This window comes from Acinetobacter sp. ANC_7511 (genome assembly GCF_056779975.1).
On the sequence record NZ_JBWYIY010000055.1, the window covers coordinates 1 to 528 of the forward strand.

The following is a 528-nucleotide window of genomic DNA, read 5'->3' on the forward strand; positions in this document are numbered from 1 at the left end:
TTCTTTGTCTTTGATCTCAACTGTTGAGCCCGCTTCGGCTTTACCTGTTACCGTTGAACCATCTTCACTGATCACCACATCGCTTGGTGCTTCTGGGGCTGTGGTATCTGGTGCTGTATCGGCTGTGGCTAGCGTCGGTACTGACTCATTACCCGCTTTATCAGTTGCAGTCACTTGGACTTCAGTACCATTTGCTAATGAAGGTTTTAGCGTAATTTGGAATTTACCGTCCGCATCAGCCTGACCTGTTGCTAGAACCTTACCATCGTTGTCTTTAATCGTAATGCTTGCATTCGGTTCAGTTTTACCTACGACTGTTGTGCCATCAAAACCATCAACTTGTGGCGCTTCTGGAGCAGTGCTATCTGGTGCAGTTACTTCAGTTTTGTCTGAAACGTTGCCTGCTTCATCTTTCGCAATTACATCAACCGTTTCACCATTGGTCAGTGCTGGATCAAGTTCTACAGTAAAATCACCATTTTCGTCCGCTGTACCCGAACCTAAAATGTTGCCTTCTTTGTCTTTGAT

1 protein-coding gene is annotated in these 528 nt (G+C 45.5%); it reads right to left on the reverse strand.

Annotated features, from left to right (window positions below; all coding sequences use genetic code 11):
* Positions 1 to 528, reverse strand: a 528-nt coding sequence (locus tag AC1M9L_RS14790; protein WP_481592558.1) for an Ig-like domain-containing protein, incomplete at both ends; no start/stop codon positions are given.